The organism is Streptomyces sp. NPDC037203, assembly GCF_055605065.1.
This window is the reverse complement of sequence record NZ_JBVJUC010000011.1, coordinates 49,056-64,744: the sequence shown is the minus strand read 5'-3', so window position 1 is coordinate 64,744 and position 15,689 is coordinate 49,056. Positions and strand designations below refer to the sequence as shown.

The window sequence follows — 15,689 nt, the reverse complement described above, 5'->3', positions numbered from 1 at the left end:
GCATGAAGTGTGGGGGCGGGCATGTTCGCCCAAGCGAGGGCTGGGCGCGCCCGGCACGATCCGGACGAGAGGCCCTACGCCGGGACGCGTGCCGTCAGGATCCGGGGGCCGTCGTCCGTGATCGCCACCGTGTGTTCCGCGTGGGCCGCGCGGGAGCCGTCCGTCGTGCGCAGGGTCCAGCCGTCGGGGGCGGCGTAGTAGTCGTCCCCGCCGCCCCCGATCAGCATCGGCTCGATCGCCAGGACCAGGCCGGGGCGCAGGAGGAGGCCGCGGCCGGGGCGGCCCTCGTTGGGCACGCCGGGGTCCTCGTGCATACGGCGGCCGATGCCGTGGCCGCCGAAGTCCTGCGGGACGCCGTAGCCCGCCGTACGGCAGACCCGGCCGACGGCGTGCGCGATGTCGCCGATGCGGTTGCCGACGACGGCCGCCGCGATACCGGCCGCCAGCGCCCGCTCGGCGGTGTCCACCAGCCGGACGTCCTCGGGGCGCGGGCGGCCCACCACGAAGCTGATCGCCGAGTCGCCGGCCCAGCCGTCCAGCAGCGCCCCGCAGTCGATGGAGACCAGGTCGCCGTCGCGCAGTCGGTAGCCGGTGGGGATGCCGTGCACGATCGCGTCGTTGACCGAGGCGCAGATCACCGCGGGAAAGGGCGTCGGGGCGAAGGAGGGCCGGTACCCGAGGAAGGGCGAGGTGGCCCCGGCCGCCCGCAGCACCTCGCGCGCCACCTCGTCGAGCTCCAGCAGCGAGACTCCCACGTCCGCGGCCTTGTGTACGGCGCTCAGGGCCTGCCCGACGACCTGGCCCGCGGCATGCATCGCGTCGATGGACGCGTCCGTCTTCAGTTCCACCATGCCAATTACTATACCGGTATTTGAATTGGGTCGCGTGCGGGTGCGCGCCGGCCGGACGGGCGGGCGGTATGGGAATGGCGGGCGGTATGGGAATGGGCCAGGGCGGCGGGCACAATGGACGCATGGTGCGCACCCCCCTCACCCCCGAAGAACACGAACGCGGCGAGCGGCTCGGGCGGCTGCTGCGCGAGGCGCGCGGTGACCGCAGCATGGTCGAGGTCGCCGCCGCGGCGGGCATCTCGGCCGAGACCCTCCGCAAGATCGAAACCGGCCGCGCCCCGACCCCGGCCTTCTTCACGGTGGCCGCGCTGGCGAGATCCCTCGGCCTGTCGATGGACGAGCTGGCGGTGCACTGCACGCTGCTGGCTGCCTGAGCGCCCCGAGGGGTGCGGGGCTCGGTCGGCAGGCGGCTTCGCCGCGCGGGCGCGACCAGCCGCGACATGCCCCGCGGACCATGACGGCGCCGCCCCGGACCAGCACGGCGCCGCACCCGCGGATCTTCGCAGCACCGCACCCGCGGATCTTCACGGCGCAGCCGCCCGCAGGGCCCGCTCACCCACCGGAGTGCGAATCGGCGGCATCGCGGCGATGGTCTTGGCAAGCCGCCCCACGGGGCTTACCTTCGTGGCCTCTGCGGTCCGTCTACGGGCGTAGAGGCTCTGACGTCGTGTCGAAGGAGCGGCTCATGGCCAACGTCGTCCGCGCCGCGCTGGTCCAGGCCACCTGGACCGGCGACACCGAGTCCATGGTGGCGAAACACGAGGCGCACGCCCGCGAGGCGGCCCGGCGGGGCGCGCGGGTCATCGGGTTCCAGGAGGTGTTCAACGCCCCCTACTTCTGCCAGGTCCAGGACCGGGAGCACTTCCGGTGGGCCGAGCCCGTGCCCGACGGGCCGACCGTGCGGCGGATGCGGGACCTCGCGCGGGAGACCGGGATGGTGGTCGTCGCGCCGGTCTTCGAGGTCGAGCAGTCCGGGTTCTACTACAACACCGCCGCCGTGATCGACGCCGACGGCAGCTACCTCGGCAAGTACCGCAAGCACCACATCCCCCAGGTCGAGGGCTTCTGGGAGAAGTACTACTTCCGCCCCGGCAACCTCGGCTGGCCCGTCTTCGACACCGCCGTCGGCAAGGTCGGCGTCTCCATCTGCTACGACCGCCACTTCCCCGAGGGATGGCGGCAACTCGGGCTCGGTGGCGCCCAGTTGGTCTACAACCCCTCTGCCACCCACCGGGGCCTGTCCGCCCACCTCTGGCAACTGGAACAGCCCGCCGCGGCCGTCGCCAACGAGTACTTCGTCGCCGCCATCAACCGGGTGGGGCAGGAGGAGTACGGGGACAACGACTTCTACGGCACGTCGTACTTCGTGGACCCCCGCGGCCGGTTCGTCGGCGGCACGGCGGGCGACAAGGACGAGGAACTCCTCGTCCGCGACCTGGACTTCGCACTCATCGACGAGGTACGGCAGCAGTGGGCCTTCTACCGCGACCGCCGTCCCGACGCCTACGAAGGGCTGGTGCAGCCGTGAGCGACCTCTACTCCCGCCACCGCAGGGTGATGCCCGACTGGCTCGCCCTCTACTACGACGACCCGATCGAGATCACCCACGGCGAGGGCCGGCACGTCTGGGACTCCGACGGCAACCGCTACCTGGACTTCTTCGGCGGCATCCTCACCACCATGACCGCGCACGCGCTGCCCGAGATCACCAAGGCGGTCAGTGAGCAGGCGGGGCGCATCCTGCACTCCTCGACCCTCTACCTCAACCGCCCGATGGTCGAACTCGCCGAGCGCATCGCCCAGGTGAGCGGCATCCCCGACGCCCGCGTCTTCTTCACCACCTCCGGCACCGAGGCCAACGACACCGCCCTGCTGCTCGCCACCACGTACCGGCGCAGCAACACCGTCCTGGCCATGCGCAACAGCTACCACGGCCGCTCCTTCTCGACCGTCGGCATCACGGGCAACCGCACCTGGTCCCCGACCTCCCTGTCCCCGCTCCAGACCCTGTACGTGCACGGCGGCGTCCGCACACGGGGCCCCTTCGCGCACCTGGACGACCGGGCCTTCATCGACGCCTGCGTCGCCGACCTCAAGGACGTCCTCGGCCACACCCGGCCGCCCGCCGCGCTGATCGCCGAACCCATCCAGGGCGTCGGCGGGTTCACCTCGCCGCCCGACGGTCTCTACGCCGACTTCCGCGAAATCCTCGCCGAACGCGGCACGTTGTGGATCTCCGACGAGGTGCAGACCGGCTGGGGCCGCACCGGCGAGCACTTCTGGGGCTGGGGGGCACACGCCCGCAGCGGCCCGCCGGACATCGTCACCTTCGCCAAGGGCATCGGCAACGGCGCCTCCATCGGCGGGGTCATCGCCCGCGCCGACATCATGAACTGCCTGGACGCCAACAGCATTTCCACCTTCGGTGGCACCCAGCTCACCATGGCCGCCGGGCTCGCCAACCTCACCTACCTCCTCGACCACGACCTCCAGGGCAACGCCCGCCGGGTCGGCGGCCTGCTCATCGAGCGGCTGCGGGCCGTCGCCGCCCAGTTGCCCGGCGTGCGCGAGGTGCGCGGGCGCGGACTGATGATCGGCGTCGAGCTGGTGCGGCCGGGCACTGACGAGGCCGATCCGCAGGCGGCCGCCGCCGTCCTGGAGGCGGCCCGCGCCGGGGGCCTGCTCATCGGCAAGGGCGGCGGCCACGACACCAGTGCCCTGCGCATCGCCCCGCCGCTGTCGCTGACCGTCGCGGAGGCCGAGGAGGGCGCCGCCGTCCTGGAAGCCGCGCTCAGGAGCGCGTACGCGTAACGAACGCGTAGTACACCAAGGGGACACCTGGTACTGCCGAGCAAGGGGATACGGCCATGACCACCACCTCCGCCTCCCGTCCCGCCGCCCCGCCGGAACCCGCCCTGTCCGTGCGCCAGGTGCTGACGCTGGAGCGGGTGCTGGCCGGGGAGCCCGAGGTGGTGGCCGGCGCCGGCGGCCTCGACCGGCCGGTGCGCTGGGTGCACGTCGCCGAGGCCGCCGACGTGGGCGTGATGCTCACCGGCGGCGAGATGGTGCTCACCACCGGCGTGCTCCTCGCCGGCGACGAGAGCCGGCAGACCGAGTACATCCGCTCCCTGCACCGCGCCGAGGCCGCCGCCGTGGTCCTCGGCCTCGGCCGGGCGTTCCCCGCCCCGCCCGAGGTGATGCGCCGCGCCGCCGAACGCTGCGGACTGCCCCTGGTCGTACTGCACCGCCCGTTCCCCTTCGCCGAGTTGACGGAGGAGGTGCAGTCCCGGCTGCTGCGGCGCAAGTTCGCGGCCGTCAGCCTGTCCGAGGCGGTACGCACCGACCTCACCGCGCTGATCACGGCCGGCGCCCCGCTCCAGCGGCTGCTCGACGAGGTCGCCCGGCACAGCGCCTGCCCCGTCGTGCTCACCAACCTCGCCCACCGCGTCCTCGCCACGGCGGGGGAGCGCTCCGCCGTGGACGACGTGCTGCGGGACTGGGAACGGGTCGCCCGGCAGGCCGGCGGCGGCGCCCTGGACGCCTGGATCAGCGCCGAACTCGGCGGGCGCGGCGAGCGCTGGGGCCGGCTGCTGCTGTGCGGCTACCGGGGCGAGACGGCCACCGGACGGCTGCTCGCCGACCGCGCCGCCGAGGCCCTGGTCCTGCACCGCATGCTCTCCGGTTCCGCGCCGAGCTGGGAGGAGCAGTCCGCGCAGAGCCTGCTGACCGACCTCGTCTCCGGCGTCGTACCGGCCCGCCAACTGCTGCCCCGCGCCCGCGCCGCCGGGCTGCCGGTCAACCTGCGCACCTTCGTGCCGCTCGTCGTCCCCGACGCCGAACCCCCCGCGCTGGACCGGCTGTTGCGGGTGCTGGGCCTGTCCGGGCTCGCCGCCGAACTGGCCGACGGGGTGAGTGCCGTGCTGCTCAGCCTCCCGCGCGACCGGCCCGCCGACACCCTCACCGATCTGTTCGCGGCCCGGCTGCGGGAGAGCACCGGGCGGCCGGACGCCGTCGTCGCCGCCGCCGACCCGCGCACCGGCTGGGACGAGGTGTCCGCCGGGCTGCGCGAGGCCCGCCATGTCGCCGAGGCCGTCGCCGGTTCCGCCGCCGCCCTCGGCCTGCCCGCCGTCGTCCGCCTCAAAGACGTCCATCTGCGGGGGCTCGTACGGCTGTTGCGCGAGAACCCGCATGTGCAGTCCTTCGCGGAACGGGAGCTGGACGGGCTGCTGCGGCAGGCCGAACCCGAGCTGCTGGGCGTGCTGCGCACCTACCTCGCCACCGGTCGCAACAAGTCCCGCACCGCCCGCCTCCACCATGTGTCCCGGCCCGCGCTCTACCGCCGCCTGGAGGCCATACAGAGCCGGCTCGGCGTCGACCTGGACGACTTCGAACAGGCCGCCTCCGTGCACATCGCGCTGCTCGCGCACGACGCGCAACAACGCTGAAACCGGTGACCACCTGGGGAAACGGCGGGGAAACATGGGCCAGCGCAGACATGACACGGTGGCACGCGAAGCTGCCGGGGACGTGACACGCTGCCCGTCGAAGCCGGTCCGCCCGCTTCCTAGGCTCACCGCACACCCAGCTACACGGAGGTCCCGATGAGCCGAGTGATCCGTGCCGCCCTGTTCCAGACCGCCTGGACCGGCGACAAGGAATCCATGATCCAGGTCCACGAGCAGGCGGTCCGCGACGCGGCCGCACAGGGCGCCCAGGTCCTGTGCTTCCAGGAGCTGTTCTACGGCCCCTACTTCTGCCAGGTCCAGGACACGGCGTTCTACGACTACGCCGAGCGGATCCCCGAGGGTCCCACCGTCCAGCGCTTCCAGTCCCTCGCCCGCGCCCTCGGCATCGTGCTGATCCTGCCGATGTACGAGGAGGAGCAGCCGGGCGTCCTCTACAACACCGCCGCCGTGATCGACGCGGACGGCAGCTACCTCGGCAAGTACCGCAAGACCCACATCCCCCAAGTGCGGGGATTCTGGGAGAAGTTCTACTTCCGGCCCGGCAACAGCGGCTGGCCCGTCTTCGACACCGCGGTCGGCCGGATCGGCGTCTACATCTGCTACGACCGGCACTTCCCGGAGGGCTGGCGGGCGCTCGGCCTGCAGGGCGCCGAGATCGTCTTCAACCCCTCCGCCACCTCCCGCGGCCTGTCCAGGTACCTGTGGCAGCTGGAGCAGCCGGCCGCGGCCGTCGCCAACGAGTACTTCGTCGGCGCGATCAACCGGGTCGGCGTGGAGGACCTGGGCGACAACGACTTCTACGGCACGACGTACTTCGTGGACCCCGAGGCCCAGTACGTCGGCGAGATCGCCAGTGACAAAGAGCCCGAACTGATCGTCCGCGACCTGGACATGGCCAAGCTCCGCGAGGTCCGCGACCGCTGGCAGTTCTACCGGGACCGGGCGCCGGGCGCGTACGGCCCGCTGACGGCGCCCTGACCGAAGCCGAGTGACCCGAGGGAGCAGCATGAGCAGCCGTACCGTCATCCGTGGTGGTCTCGTCATCACCGCGTCCGACGAGATCCACGCCGACGTCCTGATCGAGGACGGCCGCATCGCCGCCCTCGCCGCCTCCCAGACGCCCGCCGCGGAGACCTTCACCGCCGACCGGGTCGTCGACGCCACCGGGAAATACGTCATCCCCGGCGGCGTCGACGGCCACACCCACATGGAGATGCCCTTCGGCGGCACCTACGCCTGCGACACCTTCGAGACCGGCACCCGCGCCGCCGCCTGGGGCGGTACGACCACCATCGTGGACTTCGCCATCCAGAGCGTCGGCCACACCCTGCGCGAGGGCCTGGACGCCTGGCACCAGAAGGCGGAGGGCAACTGCGCGATCGACTACGCCTTCCACATGATCGTCTCCGATGTGAACGAGGAGACGCTCAAGGAGATGGACCTGCTCGTGGAGGAGGGCGTGACCTCCTTCAAGCAGTTCATGGCCTATCCCGGCGTGTTCTACTCCGACGACGGCCAGATCCTGCGCGCCATGCAGCGCGCCGCGGGCAACGGCGGACTGATCATGATGCACGCCGAGAACGGCATCGCCATCGACGTCCTGGTCGAACAGGCCCTCGCCCGCGGCGAGACCGACCCCCGCTACCACGGCGAGGTCCGCAAGGCCCTGCTGGAGGCCGAGGCCACCCACCGCGCCATCCGGCTCGCCCAGGTCGCGGGCGCACCGCTGTACGTCGTGCACGTCTCGGCCGCCGAGGCGCTGGCCGAGCTGACGCGGGCCCGCGACGACGGGCTGAACGTGTTCGGCGAGACCTGCCCGCAGTACCTGTTCCTGTCCACCGACAACCTCGCCGAGCCCGGCTTCGAGGGCGCCAAGTACGTGTGCTCGACGCCCCTGCGGCCCAGGGAGCACCAGGCGGCGCTCTGGCGGGGCCTGCGCACCAACGACCTCCAGGTGGTCTCCACCGACCACTGCCCGTTCTGCTTCAGCGGCCAGAAGGAGCTGGGCCGGGGCGACTTCTCCAAGATCCCCAACGGGATGCCGGGCGTGGAGAACCGCATGGACCTCCTCCACCAGGCCGTGGTCGACGGGCGCATCTCCCGCCGCCGCTGGATCGAGATCGCCTGCGCCACCCCGGCGCGGATGTTCGGCCTGTACCCGAAGAAGGGCACCATCGCGCCCGGCGCCGACGCCGACGTGGTGATCTACGACCCGCGCGCCGAGCAGGTGATCTCCGCCGAGACGCACCACATGAACGTCGACTACTCCCCGTACGAGGGCAGGCGGATCACCGGCCGGGTGGAGACGGTCCTCTCGCGCGGCGAGACCGTCATCGACCGGCGGGAGTACACCGGGCACGCCGGACACGGCGTCTACACCCCGCGCTCCACCTGCCAGTACCTCGACTAGGAGCAGCGCCCATGGACTTCGGACTCGTCCTCCAGACCGACCCGCCGGCCTCCCGCGTCATCGGCCTCATGCAGCGGGCCGAGCGCAACGGCTTCAGCCACGGCTGGACCTTCGACTCCGCCGTGCTGTGGCAGGAGCCGTTCGTCATCTACAGCCAGATCCTCGCCCGGACCGAACGGCTGACGGTCGGGCCGATGGTCACCAACCCGTCCACCCGCACCCCGGAGGTCACCGCCTCCACCTTCGCCACCCTCAACGACATGTTCGGCAACCGCACCGTGTGCGGCATCGGCCGCGGCGACTCCGCCATGCGCGTCGCGGGCCGCAAGCCCAACACCCTCGCCCGGATCAGCGAGGCCATCAAGGTGATCCGCGCCCTCGGCCGGGGCGACTCCGCAGACCTCGGCGGCGGCACGGTCGTCAGGTTCCCCTGGGTCAGGCCGGGCGCCCACCTGCCCGTCTGGATGGCCGCGTACGGCCCCAGGGCGCTGAAGACGACCGGCGAGGAAGCCGACGGCTTCATCCTCCAGTTGGCCGACCTCTACCTCACCGAGTACATGGTGAAGGCCGTCAAGGACGCGGCGAAGGCGGCCGGCCGGGACCCCGCCGAGGTCCGCATCTGCGTGGCGGCCCCGGCGTACGTCACCGCCGACGACTCCCCAAAAGCCCTCGTCCACGCCCGCGACCAGTGCCGCTGGTTCGGCGGCATGGTCGGCAACCACGTGGCCGACCTGGTCGCCAAGTACGGCGAACACTCCGCGCAGGTCCCGGCGGAACTCACCGCGTACATCAAGGCCCGGCAGGGCTACGACTACGCCCACCACGGGCGCAGCGGCAACCCCGACACCGAGTTCGTGCCGGACGAGATCGTGGACCGCTTCTGCCTCATCGGCCCGCCCGAGCGGCACATCGAGAAGCTGACCGCCCTGCGCGCCCTGGGCGTCGACCAGTTCGCGCTGTACGACATGCACGACGCGCAGGAGGCCACCATCGACGCCTACGGCACACAGGTGATCCCGGCCGTCAACTCCTAGTCGCACCGGCTCTGTTCGTTCCTCTTCCTTCCGGTCCCCTCGGGGGTCCGCCCCAACCCCCCACCCCTGGTCGTCCCTCCCCGCCTCCCCGCGGGGAGGGACTGGTGCCCGCAAGGGCCTGTGCCGACCCGCCTCGTTCCCGATTGGGGCCCGCCCATGACCGACACCGCTCCCGGCCACATACCAGCACCCACCCAAGTCACCCTGGCCGACGGCCGGGTGGAGATCGCCTCCGGCGCGCCGCGGCCCAGCGGCCGCTACGCCAACGAGGATCTGCTCCCGGTCCCGGCCGGCCGGCGCACCTGGACGACGTACAACTTCTCCGCGCTGTGGGTCGGCATGGCCCACAACACCGCCTCCTGGACGCTGGCCTCCGGTCTGATCGCCGTCGGCATGGACTGGAAGCAGGCGGTGCTCACCATCGCCGTCGCCAACCTGGTCGTCCTGGTGCCGATGCTGCTGACCGGGCACGCCGGACCGAAGTACGGCATCCCCTTCCCGGTCTTCGCCCGCGCCTCCTTCGGGGTACGCGGCGCCAACCTCCCCGCCGTCGTACGGGCGCTGGTGGCCTGCGGCTGGTTCGGCATCCAGACCTGGATCGGCGGCGAGGCCATCTACTTCCTCGCCGGGAAACTGATCGGCGACGGCTGGTCGGACGCGGCGCGCCTCGGCGGCTACGCCTGGACCATGTGGCTGTCGTTCGCCCTCTTCTGGGCGCTCCAAGTGGCCATCATCCACCGGGGGATGGAGACCATCCGCCGCTTCGAGAACTGGGCCGCGCCGTTCGTGCTGGTCGGCGCGTTCGTGATGCTGTGGTGGATGGCGTCCAGGGCCGGCGGGGTCGGTCCGCTGTTCGACCAGCCGTCCACGCTCGGCTGGGGCGGCCGGTTCTGGAAGCTGTTCTGGCCGTCCCTCATGGGCATGATCGGCTTCTGGTCCACGCTCTCGCTGAACATCCCGGACTTCACCCGCTACGGCCGCAGCCAGCGGGCCCAGACGCGGGGCCAGGCGCTCGGCCTGCCCACCACCATGACGCTGTTCGCCTTCCTGTCCGTGCTGGTCACCTCCGGCTCGCAGGCGGTCTACGGCAAGCCCGTCTGGGACCCGGTGCAGCTGGCCGCGAAGACCGACAACGTGGTCGGTCTGCTCTACGCCCTGGTCACCGTCCTGGTGGCGACCCTCTCGGTGAACATCGCCGCCAACCTGGTCTCCCCGGCCTTCGACTTCTCCAACGTGGCGCCCAGCAAGGTGAGTTTCCGCGCGGGCGCGCTGATCACCGCCGTCCTCGCGGTGCTGATCTGCCCGTGGAAGCTGTACTCCGACCCGCAGGGCTACATCTTCACCTGGCTCGGCCTGGTCGGCGGACTGCTCGGCACCGTCGCGGGCATCCTCGTCGCCGACTACTGGATCGTGCGCCGCACCCGGCTGGACCTCGCCGACCTCTACCGCGCCGGCGGCCGGTACTGGTACACGGGCGGCTGGAACTGGCGGGCGGTCCTCGCCTTCCTCGCCGGCGGCGTCCTCGCGATCGGCGGCGCCAGCCTGAAACCGCTGTACGACGGCCGCCCGGTCCCGGCCCTCGCCCCGCTCGCCGACTACGGCTGGGCGGTCGGCCTCGGCACCTCGCTCGTCCTCTACCTGGCGCTGACCCTGCCTGCCGTCCGGAGGGTGCCCGCCACGGAGGCCGCCTGAGCGGGGGCCGTCCTCGCGGGGCGGGACGGTCAGCCGGACCCGGACCGCCCGCCCCCGAGCGCACCGACCGCCGCGCGCGCCACCTTGATGGCACCCTTGTTGATCTCGTCCGTCCCCGGCGCCTTCCCGGTGTCGAAGTCACTGCCGCTGTACGTCACCACCACGAGGGCGTTGGAGACGCGCACCACCACCACGCCCTCGCGGGTCTGCTGCTTGTCCTCGGTGGAGAGGCCGACGACCGAGTAGGCGCTGTCCCCGAGCCCCGGCACGCTGCCGCCGCCGTCCTTCTTGTCCACCTGCTGCCGGTACTCCTGCTCGGCCTCCGGCACGGAGTCGCTGATCTCGTAGGAGACGTCGAGCCAGTGGTAGGCGTAGCCGTGCAGGGCGTTCCAGGAGCAGGTGCGGCGCAGTTTCGGGTCGGTCGAGGGGATCTCCTTGCCGGCCGGCTTCGCACCGGGCACCAGATCGCCCACGGTCGAGGCGGGCACGGCGGCGCAGGGCGAGGAGGCGCTGGAGTACGCCTTCGCCGCCGCGTCCGGGGCGGAGGGCGCGGTGGACGACGACGGTTCGGGCGCGCTCGCCGCGGACTGGTGCCCGGCGGAGGACTCCCGGGGCGTGGCGGGAGTCGAGGACAGCGCCCACCCGGCGCAGGCGAGGACCGCGACCGGGGTCAGCCGAGCGGCGAGGGCGAGCGGCAGAGGCAGAGAACGCACGGCGCACATCTCGTTGAGGGGGGACGGAAGAGGCCCGCGGGAGGAGCGGGGAGGACAGTGTCACACGACTGCCTGTGCGGCAAAAGCGCGAACTCGCACGGTGCCCGCCCGGTCACCGGCGGGCGCTCACGACGTACCGATCCGCCCGTTTCGCGCCTCCAGCCGCCGCCGGCAGCACGGGGGCGGCGAGGAGGAGGAGCCCGCGCTGCTACGGCGCACGGCCCCCGGCAATCAGGTGCGCGGGCAGTTCAGGGATCCGCACCGTGCTCAGCGCGTCGCGGCGCGTCTGCTCTGGGCCTCCATCCAGCGGCGGGCGCCCACCTCGCTGGGGTATTCGCGCACGGTGGTCCAGGCGAGCAGCCAGCCGGCGACGTAGGCGGCGAACATCGGCAGGACGGGCGCGGCGAGGATGACGAGGCCGCGGCCCAGCGCGATCCGGCCGGGAACCCGCCTGCCGTGGTCGCGCTGGGCCGCCGCGGTCTCGCCCGGAGCGGGCGGGTCGAGCAGCGCCGCGCGGTGGCTCCGGCGCTGTGTCACCCAGCCCCAGACCACCGCGACACACGCACCGGCCGCCTGCACCCAGTTCACCGCCGCCCGGACGCCCGGCGACCACTCGCTGGTGAACCCGTCGTACAGACTCAGCGCGAAGAAGCCGAACATGGCCAGGACGAGGACGATGAAGACCGTCGTACGGGCGCGGCACAGCCAGTACCGCGGGCCGCGCCGGTACCAGGTGCGGCCCAGCTTCGGCAGGGCGGGGACGGGTACGGAGAACTCGGGCGCGGGGGCCTCAGAAGATGCTTTTGACGCCATGCCAGATGTCCTTTCCCATGCGCCCGACGTCCTTGCCGGTGTCGCTGAGCACGTGCCCGGTGCCGACCGCCACGCCGCCGATCACGCCGTGGTCGTGGATGTCCTCGCTCCAGTGCTCGTGCAGCGAGTGGTCGATGACGCCGGTCGCGATGATCGTCGCGCCCACCCCGACCGCGGCCACGGCGGCGGCCGGTGCCTCGGCCGGCAGCAGGGCACCCGCCACCACCGCTCCGGCGACCAGCCCGCCGACGTTGGCACCCTCGTCGGTGGCGACGGAACGCTGCCAGGACCAGCCCGCGTCGTGGTCGTCGGTGGCTTCGAGGAGCCCGCAGGTGCCGGCCGCGGCGATGTCCAGGACGGGGAGTTCCCGCAGCACGTCCGGCACCGCTTCCAGCCCCTTGCCGAGCCGCACGGCGTCCGCGACGTCCGCGAGCTTGACGTTCAGGGCGCGGTCGTACGGGAGCTTCGTGCTCCCGTGGTCGGCGCGCGCGATGTCGTCCTCCAGGGCGTCGACCTTGGTGACCGCGTCGCGGTAGGCGCTCTTGGCGGGCAGGTCCTTGGGCAGTGCCTTGCCGGCCTTCTGATAGGCCCTGCGTTCCGCGCGCAGTTCCTTCTTGGCGTCCTGCGCCGCCTGCCGGGCGTCGTCGAGCTTCTCACGCGCCTTCTTGCCGCCGGCCCGCGCGTCCTCGGCGTCGTACGCGTACAGCCCGCGCAGGGCGTCGTACAGCGTGACCTTGTCCCCGGTGGACACGGAGGAGTCCTTCCCGGTCACCTTGTCGTACAGGTCCTGGAGTTGCTGCGCCGCCACCAGCCGCGCGTGCTGCGCCGTGTGCAGGATGCCCTCGCGCACCTTCGCGTACTCGTTCATCGCGGAGACGGCCTTCTGGTCGTCGGCGCTCGGCGGGTTCGACGTCATCATCGGCAGCGGCGCGCCCTTGGCGTCCGTGGCCACGCCCTTGCCGGCCGCGACGTGCTCCGCGTTCTGCAGGGACGTCTCGCACGTGGAGAGGGCCTGGGCGAGCGTTTCGATGATCTCGCCCGCCGCCGCCACCAGTTCGGCGAAGCCGCCGGCCGTGACCGCGTCCTCGCTCCACATGGAACGGAACTTCTCGGCCGCCTCGCCCTTCCAGCTCGCGTCGCTGGCCAGCTTGTCGACGGCCGTGCCGAGTGGCTTGACGACGCCGTCGAGCTTCTCCTTGGCGCCCTTGTACGTGGCGGCCATCGTGTGCAGGCCACCGATGTCACCGCCCACCCAGCTGTCGCCCATCAGGACCACTCCTCGGGGGTGAGGTCGGCGAAGACGCCATGGACGTCCACGTCGTGCCGGTGGAAGGAGTCGCGTGCGTAGGCGGCCTTGTCGCCGTGGTCGTCCATGCGGTCGGCGAGCCCGGTGTGCAGGGCGATCAGGAGGTCCGCGACCTCCTTGAGCGCGGAGTCCAGCCCCGGATCGCCGCCGCTGACGACGGGCGGGGACACGTCCGGGGCGAGCTTGCGGTAGTCGCCGGCCTGGTCGTGGAAGGTCTTGGCCAGCGCGGTGAGGTCCGCGTAGATGACCTTGAAGTCGGCCGTCACCGGCGCACCTCCTGAGCGAACGCGGCCAGGTCGGCGGGCCGCCAGTGGGGTTGTGCGGGCGCGGTCTGCGGGTCGAGCAGGACGGTGACGCCCCGCTCCGCCATGCCCTCGGCCAGCGGGCCGAGGGAACTGCCCACCCATGGCTGGGCGTCGCCGAGCGACGCGGCCAGCCTCGACGGCGAGGTGAAGGCGAAGGCGACCGTGCCGTGCGCGGGATGCTCGAACAGCTCGAAGCAGATGAAGGGCAGCCGCGCCGGGCGGCCGCCGCGGCCGGTGCCCACGACGGAGCGCGGGTGCGCCGGGACGCACACCGGGGTGTCGTACGGCGGCACACCGGGCCGCGGACCCGGCCGGCCGTCCGCGGGCGCGCGCGGGGGAGGGGCGGTCTCGGCGAGCTCCAGCAGACGGGAGGGGCGCGGTCGCGGCTCCGGTGGGGTGCGCGGGTCCGGCTCCGGTCCCGGCTCCAGGAAGTCGAGCAGGCGTGAACGTATCGGCGGCGCCACCGCCGTCACCTCTTCCCCGTGGTCGTGCATGGCCGATTCAGGCCAGACCACGGTAGCCAGCGGGCGGCGGGGCAAATCCGGCTATGTCGGAGCCGGCGCCCCGGCGTGCACGGAACTCATACAGGGGCTTGGACGGGGCATGGGCGTTCCTTGACCCGCGCCTGAACCGGGCCCCCGCCTCGGGGAACCGTCACGGCACCCGCGCGGTCCACTCGCCGGTGGCGAACTTCGTCCGGGCCAGTTCACGGGCCCGCGCCAGCTCCTCGTCGGTGACCTTGCCCGGCGCCAGGCCGTAGCGCGCGCGGAAGGAGTCGATCATGCGCTCGATGACGGCCTCACGGGCCAGCCCGGTCTGCCGGCGCAGCGGATCCACCCGCTTCTTCGCGCTGCGGGTCCCCTTGTCCGACAGCTTCTCCCGGCCGATGCGCAGCACCTCGGTCATCTTGTCGGCGTCGATGTCGTACGACATGGTCACGTGGTGCAGCACCGCGCCCGGACCGCCGCCGGGGCCGACGATCCGCTTCTGCGCGGCGCCCGCGATCTTGCCCTGGTCGGTGGCGATGTCGTTCAGCGGCTGGTACCAGGCCCTGATGCCCATGTCGCCGAGGGCGGCGAGCACCCAGTCGTCCAGATAGGCGTAGCTGTCCTGGAAGGACAGGCCGTGCACCAGGGACTCGGGCACCGACAGGGAGTACGTGATGGTGTTGCCGGGCTCCACGAACATCGCGCCGCCGCCGGAGATCCGCCGCACCACCTCGATGCCGTGCCGGGCGGCGCCGGCCGGATCGACCTCGTTGCGCAGCGACTGGAAGCTGCCGATGATCACCGCGGGGGCGCCCCACTCCCACACCCGCAGCGTCGGCGGGCGCCGGCCCGCGGCCACCTCGGCGGTCAGCACTTCGTCCAGGGCCATGTGCAGGGCCGGGGCCTGGGGGCCCTCGTGGATCAGCTGCCAGTCGTAGTCGGTCCAGTCGGTGGCGCGTGCCAGGGCCCGACGCACCGCGATCGCGATGCCCTCCGCCGTCAGCCCGTACATCACCGTGCCCGCGGGCAGCGCCGCCTCGATCCGGGCGGCGAGTCCGGCCGCGTCGGTGCCCGCCGGAGCGCCCTCCAGCGCGGCGTCGACCGCGTCCAGCGCCTCGTCCGGCTCCAGGAAGAAGTCGCCGGCCACCCGGACGTCGCGCAGCACGCCGCCGTCCGTCTCCACATCCACGACGACCAGCTTGCCGCCGGGCACCTTGTACTCTCCGTGCACCGTCCGGGCCCTCCGTTCCACTCCCAGTGATCAACGCGCCGCCTGCCCGAGGTGTTCCCCGCCGACTGGTGCGGATCACGCCCCGTAAGAGAGTCGTCAAAGGCGGAGGGATGGCCGTAAGAGGGGCGTCAACAGCGGTCAGAACCGGCCACACGGGCGTTTTCCTCTAACCGTCCGCGTTCTTTCGCACCTCATTCCAGGAGTTCACGATGGCCGATCTGGCCTTCGTCGTCACCACGATCGTGTCGTTCGCGCTGGTGGCTCTCGTCGCCAAGGGGGTGACGAAGCTGTGACCGCCGAGAACATCGTCGGCCTGGTCGTGGCCGTCGCCCTGCTGGGCTATCTCGTCCTCGCCCTGATCTTCCCGGAGAGGTTCTGAC

16 protein-coding genes are annotated in these 15,689 nt (G+C 72.2%); 9 read left to right on the top strand and 7 right to left on the bottom strand.

What is annotated here, in order from left to right; all coding sequences use genetic code 11:
• Positions 1-74: 74 nt before the first annotated feature.
• Positions 75-851 (bottom strand): type I methionyl aminopeptidase, encoded by a 777-nt coding sequence (gene map / locus ACZ7EC_RS26370; protein ID WP_471066322.1) that lies wholly within the window; start codon positions 849-851, stop codon positions 75-77.
• 122 nt (positions 852-973) lie between these two features.
• On the opposite strand from map, the gene ACZ7EC_RS26365 reads away from it, so the two are divergent.
• The 8 genes from ACZ7EC_RS26365 to ACZ7EC_RS26330 all read left to right on the top strand — a co-directional run bounded on the left by ACZ7EC_RS26365 (position 974) and on the right by ACZ7EC_RS26330 (position 10,453).
• Complete coding sequence (locus ACZ7EC_RS26365; protein ID WP_397983153.1) at positions 974-1,225, top strand: helix-turn-helix domain-containing protein; 252 nt, start codon at positions 974-976, stop codon at positions 1,223-1,225.
• Between the two features lie 311 nt (positions 1,226-1,536).
• The gene (locus ACZ7EC_RS26360) at positions 1,537-2,379 is read left to right on the top strand and encodes a nitrilase-related carbon-nitrogen hydrolase (RefSeq protein WP_471066320.1); all 843 of its coding nucleotides are present in this window, start codon (positions 1,537-1,539) and stop codon (positions 2,377-2,379) included.
• Positions 2,376-3,662, top strand: a complete 1,287-nt coding sequence (locus ACZ7EC_RS26355) for an aspartate aminotransferase family protein (RefSeq protein ID WP_471066318.1) — start codon at positions 2,376-2,378, stop codon at positions 3,660-3,662. Before ACZ7EC_RS26360 ends, ACZ7EC_RS26355 begins: the two co-directional genes overlap by 4 nt.
• A 56-nt stretch (positions 3,663-3,718) precedes the next feature.
• Positions 3,719-5,296: a PucR family transcriptional regulator gene (locus ACZ7EC_RS26350; RefSeq protein WP_471066316.1), complete on the top strand. Its 1,578-nt coding sequence runs from the start codon at positions 3,719-3,721 to the stop codon at positions 5,294-5,296.
• A 156-nt stretch (positions 5,297-5,452) separates the two neighbouring features.
• Positions 5,453-6,295: a nitrilase-related carbon-nitrogen hydrolase gene (locus ACZ7EC_RS26345; RefSeq protein ID WP_471066314.1), complete on the top strand. Its 843-nt coding sequence runs from the start codon at positions 5,453-5,455 to the stop codon at positions 6,293-6,295.
• A 28-nt stretch (positions 6,296-6,323) separates the two neighbouring features.
• Positions 6,324-7,727 carry a dihydropyrimidinase gene (gene hydA / locus ACZ7EC_RS26340; protein ID WP_471066312.1) on the top strand — a complete coding sequence of 468 codons (1,404 nt, stop codon included), beginning with the start codon at positions 6,324-6,326 and terminating at the stop codon, positions 7,725-7,727.
• Between the two features lie 11 nt (positions 7,728-7,738).
• Complete coding sequence (locus ACZ7EC_RS26335; RefSeq protein ID WP_471066310.1) at positions 7,739-8,761, top strand: TIGR03842 family LLM class F420-dependent oxidoreductase; 1,023 nt, start codon at positions 7,739-7,741, stop codon at positions 8,759-8,761.
• Positions 8,762-8,917: 156 nt separating this feature from the next.
• Positions 8,918-10,453 (top strand): NCS1 family nucleobase:cation symporter-1, encoded by a 1,536-nt coding sequence (locus tag ACZ7EC_RS26330; RefSeq protein WP_471066308.1) that lies wholly within the window; start codon positions 8,918-8,920, stop codon positions 10,451-10,453.
• A 29-nt stretch (positions 10,454-10,482) separates the two neighbouring features.
• Here the strand turns inward: ACZ7EC_RS26330 and ACZ7EC_RS26325 are convergent, their stop codons facing one another.
• The 6 genes from ACZ7EC_RS26325 to ACZ7EC_RS26300 form a co-directional block, all read right to left on the bottom strand.
• Positions 10,483-11,166 carry a hypothetical protein gene (locus ACZ7EC_RS26325; RefSeq protein ID WP_471066306.1) on the bottom strand — a complete coding sequence of 228 codons (684 nt, stop codon included), beginning with the start codon at positions 11,164-11,166 and terminating at the stop codon, positions 10,483-10,485.
• Positions 11,167-11,433: 267 nt separating this feature from the next.
• Positions 11,434-11,979 carry a hypothetical protein gene (locus ACZ7EC_RS26320; RefSeq protein WP_471066305.1) on the bottom strand — a complete coding sequence of 182 codons (546 nt, stop codon included), beginning with the start codon at positions 11,977-11,979 and terminating at the stop codon, positions 11,434-11,436.
• Positions 11,957-13,246: a WXG100 family type VII secretion target gene (locus ACZ7EC_RS26315; protein WP_471066303.1), complete on the bottom strand. Its 1,290-nt coding sequence runs from the start codon at positions 13,244-13,246 to the stop codon at positions 11,957-11,959. The genes ACZ7EC_RS26320 and ACZ7EC_RS26315 overlap by 23 nt, the downstream gene beginning before the upstream one ends.
• Positions 13,246-13,551 carry a DUF6317 family protein gene (locus tag ACZ7EC_RS26310; protein WP_471066301.1) on the bottom strand — a complete coding sequence of 102 codons (306 nt, stop codon included), beginning with the start codon at positions 13,549-13,551 and terminating at the stop codon, positions 13,246-13,248. Before ACZ7EC_RS26310 ends, ACZ7EC_RS26315 begins: the two co-directional genes overlap by 1 nt.
• A complete protein-coding gene (locus tag ACZ7EC_RS26305; RefSeq protein ID WP_471066299.1) occupies positions 13,548-14,084 on the bottom strand; it encodes an SAV_915 family protein in 537 nt (178 codons plus the stop codon). The genes ACZ7EC_RS26310 and ACZ7EC_RS26305 overlap by 4 nt, the downstream gene beginning before the upstream one ends.
• A gap of 160 nt (positions 14,085-14,244) precedes the next feature.
• Entirely contained in the window at positions 14,245-15,309 is a 1,065-nt protein-coding gene (locus ACZ7EC_RS26300; protein WP_471066297.1) for a lipoate--protein ligase family protein, read from the bottom strand.
• Positions 15,310-15,598: 289 nt separating this feature from the next.
• On the opposite strand from ACZ7EC_RS26300, the gene kdpF reads away from it, so the two are divergent.
• Complete coding sequence (gene kdpF / locus ACZ7EC_RS26295) at positions 15,599-15,688, top strand: K(+)-transporting ATPase subunit F (protein WP_016434100.1); 90 nt, start codon at positions 15,599-15,601, stop codon at positions 15,686-15,688.
• The last annotated feature ends 1 nt before the right edge of the window (position 15,689 follow it).

Bases quoted from the DNA above. Each gene is read 5' to 3' on its own strand.
- ACZ7EC_RS26345 (WP_471066314.1), top strand. From the start codon at position 5,453: ATGAGCCGAGTGATCCGTGCCGCCCTGTTCCAGACCGCCTGGACCGGC.
- ACZ7EC_RS26305 (WP_471066299.1), bottom strand. From the start codon at position 14,084: ATGCACGACCACGGGGAAGAGGTGACGGCGGTGGCGCCGCCGATACGT.
- ACZ7EC_RS26320 (WP_471066305.1), bottom strand. From the start codon at position 11,979: ATGGCGTCAAAAGCATCTTCTGAGGCCCCCGCGCCCGAGTTCTCCGTA.
- ACZ7EC_RS26315 (WP_471066303.1), bottom strand. From the start codon at position 13,246: ATGGGCGACAGCTGGGTGGGCGGTGACATCGGTGGCCTGCACACGATG.
- ACZ7EC_RS26360 (WP_471066320.1), top strand. From the start codon at position 1,537: ATGGCCAACGTCGTCCGCGCCGCGCTGGTCCAGGCCACCTGGACCGGC.
- ACZ7EC_RS26335 (WP_471066310.1), top strand. From the start codon at position 7,739: ATGGACTTCGGACTCGTCCTCCAGACCGACCCGCCGGCCTCCCGCGTC.
- hydA (WP_471066312.1), top strand. From the start codon at position 6,324: ATGAGCAGCCGTACCGTCATCCGTGGTGGTCTCGTCATCACCGCGTCC.
- ACZ7EC_RS26350 (WP_471066316.1), top strand. From the start codon at position 3,719: ATGACCACCACCTCCGCCTCCCGTCCCGCCGCCCCGCCGGAACCCGCC.
- ACZ7EC_RS26365 (WP_397983153.1), top strand. From the start codon at position 974: ATGGTGCGCACCCCCCTCACCCCCGAAGAACACGAACGCGGCGAGCGG.
- ACZ7EC_RS26330 (WP_471066308.1), top strand. From the start codon at position 8,918: ATGACCGACACCGCTCCCGGCCACATACCAGCACCCACCCAAGTCACC.
- map (WP_471066322.1), bottom strand. From the start codon at position 851: ATGGTGGAACTGAAGACGGACGCGTCCATCGACGCGATGCATGCCGCG.